The following is a 4,614-nucleotide window of genomic DNA, read 5'->3' on the forward strand; positions in this document are numbered from 1 at the left end:
ATTAACTAATTTGGTTTGTGAAAAAACTCAGGGTAATGCCTTCTTTATCACTGAATTTTTGAAATCTATCTATACAGATATGCTACTCAGCTTTGATTATACAAAAAAGCAGTGGTGCTGGGATTTAGAGCAGATTCAAGCTAAGGAAATCACCGATAATGTTGTGGAATTAATGACAATAAAAATTGCCAATTTTGCCGAAGAAACTCAGAAAATTTTGCAGTTAGCTGCTTGTATTGGCAATAATTTTGATTTATTTACATTGGCTGTAATTTCTCAGCAAACAGCCAAAGAAGTATTAGAACATTTATTCCCAGCCCTAAAAGAAGGTTTAATTGTCCCCGCAAATAATCAATACTATATGAGAAATTTTAGGAATGACAAAAAAGTTCGTGAAGCTACTTGTAAATTCCAGCACGATCGCGTCCAACAAGCGGCTTATTATTTGATTCCAGAAGCACAAAAGAAAGCAACCCACCTCAAAATTGGGCGACTGATGTTGAGCAATACATCAGCAACAGAGCAAGAAGAGAAAATTTTTGAAATTGTTAACCAATTAAATATTGGTGCAGAGTTAATTAATACTCAAAGCGAACAGAATGAATTAGTCAAGTTAAATTTATTGGCAGGAACTAAAGCCAAGGCAGCAGCTGCTTATGAAGCTGCTATGAGATATTTTTCACTGGGCATTCAATTACTAGCAGCAGACTGTTGGCAAACAAACTATGACCTGACCTTGGCATTATTTGAGTTAGCAGCAGAAGCAGCATTTCTGTGCAGTGACTTCACACAGATGAACAGATGGATAAAGGAGGTACTGCAAAATACTCAAGTTTTGTTAGATAAGATGAAAGTTTATGAAATTCAAATCCAAGCCCTTGCAGTGCAGAACAAATTACCAGCAGCGATCGCAATCGGTCTAGAAGTTCTGCAAGCCTTGGGAATTCACTTTCCCTCTACTTTGAGTCACTTAGAACTGAGCAAAGTGTTACAGCAAACAGACGCTCATCTGGCTGGAAGGGAAGTCAAACACCTAATCAACCTGCCTCAAATGCGGTCAGCTCACCAACTAGCAGCGATGCAAATTCTTTGCAGCATTATATCACCTGCCTACCGGGGAAGACCTGAGATACTACCGTTCATTGTTTTAAAGATAGTGAATTTATCTTTAGAACATGGCAATACGGCAATGTCAGCCTTTGGCTATGCGATGTACGGTTTAATTCTCTGTAGAGCCTTGAGAGAAATTCCATTGGGCTATCAATTTGGTCAACTTGCTTTAAGCTTGTTAGAACGGTTCGATGCAGGACAACTCGAATGTCGCATCAGCTTTGTATTTAATGCTTGCATCCGCAATTGGCAAGACCCACTCCAGCAAACGATCAAGCCCTTGAGGGAAGCTTATCAAATTGGTAGAGACAGAGGAGATATCGAATATGCAGGTATTTGTGCTGTCTTGGATATCGTGCATTGCTGGACGAGCGGTCAAGACTTGGTGGGAGTTGAACGGCAAATAGCAAGCTACAGTCATGCCCTCCGTCAAGTCCAAAACCAAATGGCTGTTGACCATCTAGCTATTTACTGGCAGTTGGTTTTGAATCTTCTGGAGGTAACTGAAAACCCCTGTCGTTTGAGTGGGGCTGTCTATCACCAGGAGCAAATGCTACCCCTGTATCAGCAAGGGAACGACCATATTGCTCTGGCGTACTTATATTTATCGAAGCTTACTCTGTGCTATCTATTTCAAGATTTCACTCAAGCCGCAGTCAATGCCCAATTAGCACAAAATTATACTAATGCGATCGCGGATAATTTTCTTGTATCAGTTTTCAATTTCTACGATTCTCTGACGGCGTTAGCTTTATATTCTGATGCCCTGCCGTCGGCACGAGAAGGCTTATTAGAAAAAGTAACGGTTAATCAAGCAATAATGCAGCAATGGGCGGATCACGCTCCGATGAATTGCTTGCACAAATTTTATTTAGTGGAAGCTGAACGGCATCGCGTCTTGGGACAAAAAGCTGAGGCAATTGAGATGTACGATCAGGCGATCGCCAACGCGACAGTTCATGAATATATCAACGAACAAGCTCTTGCCAATGAACTCGCTGCCAGATTTTATCTCCAATGGGGCAAAGACAGAATTGCTCAAGACTATCTGCTCAACGCCTATTATGCCTACACTCGCTGGGGAGCTAAAGCAAAAGTAGAAGATTTAGAAAAACGCTATCCCCAATTTTTCACCCAAGCCGAAAGAAACTCTCAATTTCCAACCTCTCAAACCATCTCCACCAGTAGTACCACCCTATCAAATTCCTTAGACTTAAATAGTGTCCTCAAAGCCTCTCAAGTTCTAGGGCAAGAAATCAAGCTCGATACTTTACTGACCAAACTAATGACAATCGTCATCGAAAATGCTGGAGCAGAAAAGGGTTATTTACTTTTCAACCAACAGGGAGAATGGCAGATTGCAGCATCAGGAACAATTGACTCAGATGCAGTTAAAGTCAGAGAAGCTATCCCCATCGAAACCTTTAGTAAACCAATATTATCTAATGCTATTATCGATTACGTTGTTCGTACCAAAGATAGTGTTGTATTAAGCGACGCTGCTAATGAAGGTAACTTTACTCGTGATTCTTACATTCATCAACAGCAACCTAAATCTATCTTGAGTTTTCCTCTCCTCAATCAAGGCAAATTGATCGGGATTGTCTATTTAGAAAATAATCTCACAACTGGAGCCTTCACCCCAGAACGGATGGAAGTTCTGAATTTGCTATCTTCCCAAGCCGCTATCTCCATCGAAAATGCTACCCTCTACAACACCTTAGAACAAAAGGTAACCGAACGAACTCAAGAACTGTCTCAAGCTTTAAAAGACCTGAAAGCTACACAGAAGCAACTGGTGGAATCCGAAAAAATGGCGGCTTTAGGTGGTCTTGTGGCTGGAGTTGCTCATGAAATTAATACACCTGTCGGCACCAGTATCACCGTCGCCTCTACCCTAGCTGACGAAACGCGATCGTTTATTACGGCTGTCGAACAAGGTCAATTAAAACGCTCAGTCTTAAACAACTATCTGGAAATCGCTAAGGAAAGTACTGACCTGATTCTCAGCAACCTTAATCGTGCCGGAGAACTGGTGCAAAGCTTTAAGCAAGTAGCTGTGGATCAAACCAGTTTGGAACAGCGGACATTTGTAGTTAAGCAATATTTGGAAGAAATTGTCTCCAGCTTAAATCCCAAACTCAAACAAGCTTCCCATATCCTGACTGTGACAGGAGATGAAACTGTTAGAATCGACAGCTATCCTGGGGCTTTGGCGCAAATTGTCACCAACTTAGTGATGAATTCCTTAACTCATGCCTATCAACTTCACGAATCAGGGCAGTTGCGTATTCAGGTGAAGCAAGAAGGCGATCGCGTTGTGATTCAATATAGCGATGATGGTTGCGGCATTAACCAAGAAAACTTAAACAAAATTTTTGAGCCTTTCTTCACCACTGCTAGGCAACAAGGAGGCAGCGGTTTAGGTCTGCATATTGTCTACAACTTAGTCACTCAAAAGCTACAAGGGACAATTGGTGTTCACAGTGAAGTAGAAAAGGGAACCCTATTTACAGTGACACTACCTCTGTCCATAAACTATTAAGTTTTCTTGTTCTTTTTAACAAAGTTGGTTGACAATGCTTAACGATACCCATATATCTCTCTCACAAACAGACGATGAAGTCTTCGTGTTTGAAGATGATCAAGAGCAGATAAGTGATAAAACTCAATTAACTCCGTTGGAGGTAGAGAGTCAGGGACAAGAGACTTCTGAAGCTTGGAAAATGATGATTGTGGATGATGATGTTGAAGTCCACCAAGCAACCAAGCTGGCTTTGAGAAGTTTTACCTTTGAGGGCAAACCTTTAACTTTTCTCTCTGCTTTTTCGGGAATAGAAGCCAAAAAGCTGATTACAATTCACCCAGATACCACGTTTATTTTATTAGACGTAGTAATGGAAACTAATGATGCTGGGTTAAGGGTTGTTAAGTATATTCGGGAAGAGTTAAAAAATCAAATTGTGCGGGTGATTTTACGCACAGGACAACCGGGAGATGCGCCTGAAGAATCAGTGATTTTGAACTATGACATCAATGATTATAAGTTGAAGGTGGAACTGACTCGCCAAAAGTTAATTACAAGTGCGATCGCTGCTTTCAGGTCATACCGCGATTTAATCACCATAGAAAAACAAACAGCACAATTAACTCAAGCATTGCACGACCTGCAACAGACACAATACAATCTTGTGCAAAAGGAAAAAATGTCCGCACTGGGCAACCTCGTTACAGCCATTGCCCACGAGATTAATAACCCGATCAACTTTATTGCAGGCAACTTGAAACCTGCACAGGACTACATTCACGACTTATTGGCACTAATCAACCTTTATCGGCAAACCTTTCCTGAGCCGGGAGCAGAAATTGAAGAAGCGATCGCCGCAATCGATTTAGACTATCTCCAAGAAGACTTGCCTAAACTCATCTGTTCCCTGAAAGAAGGTAGCGATCGCATCCGTGGTATTAGCGCCAGTCTCCGCACCTTCTCTAGAGGAGATAGCG

General features: G+C 41.5%; 1 protein-coding gene and 1 pseudogene. Both read left to right on the forward strand.

Annotated features, from left to right (window positions below):
* Positions 1 to 58: 58 nt before the first annotated feature.
* Positions 59 to 3,655 carry an ATP-binding protein gene (locus LC574_RS27500; RefSeq protein ID WP_229456830.1) on the forward strand — a complete coding sequence of 1,199 codons (3,597 nt, stop codon included), beginning with the start codon at positions 59 to 61 and terminating at the stop codon, positions 3,653 to 3,655.
* Between the two features lie 34 nt (positions 3,656 to 3,689).
* A pseudogene (locus LC574_RS27505) lies at positions 3,690 to 4,614 on the forward strand (histidine kinase dimerization/phospho-acceptor domain-containing protein); the annotation flags it as partial.

Source organism: Nostoc sp. CHAB 5715 (genome assembly GCF_020829685.1).
Taxonomy (GTDB): domain Bacteria; phylum Cyanobacteriota; class Cyanobacteriia; order Cyanobacteriales; family Nostocaceae; genus Nostoc.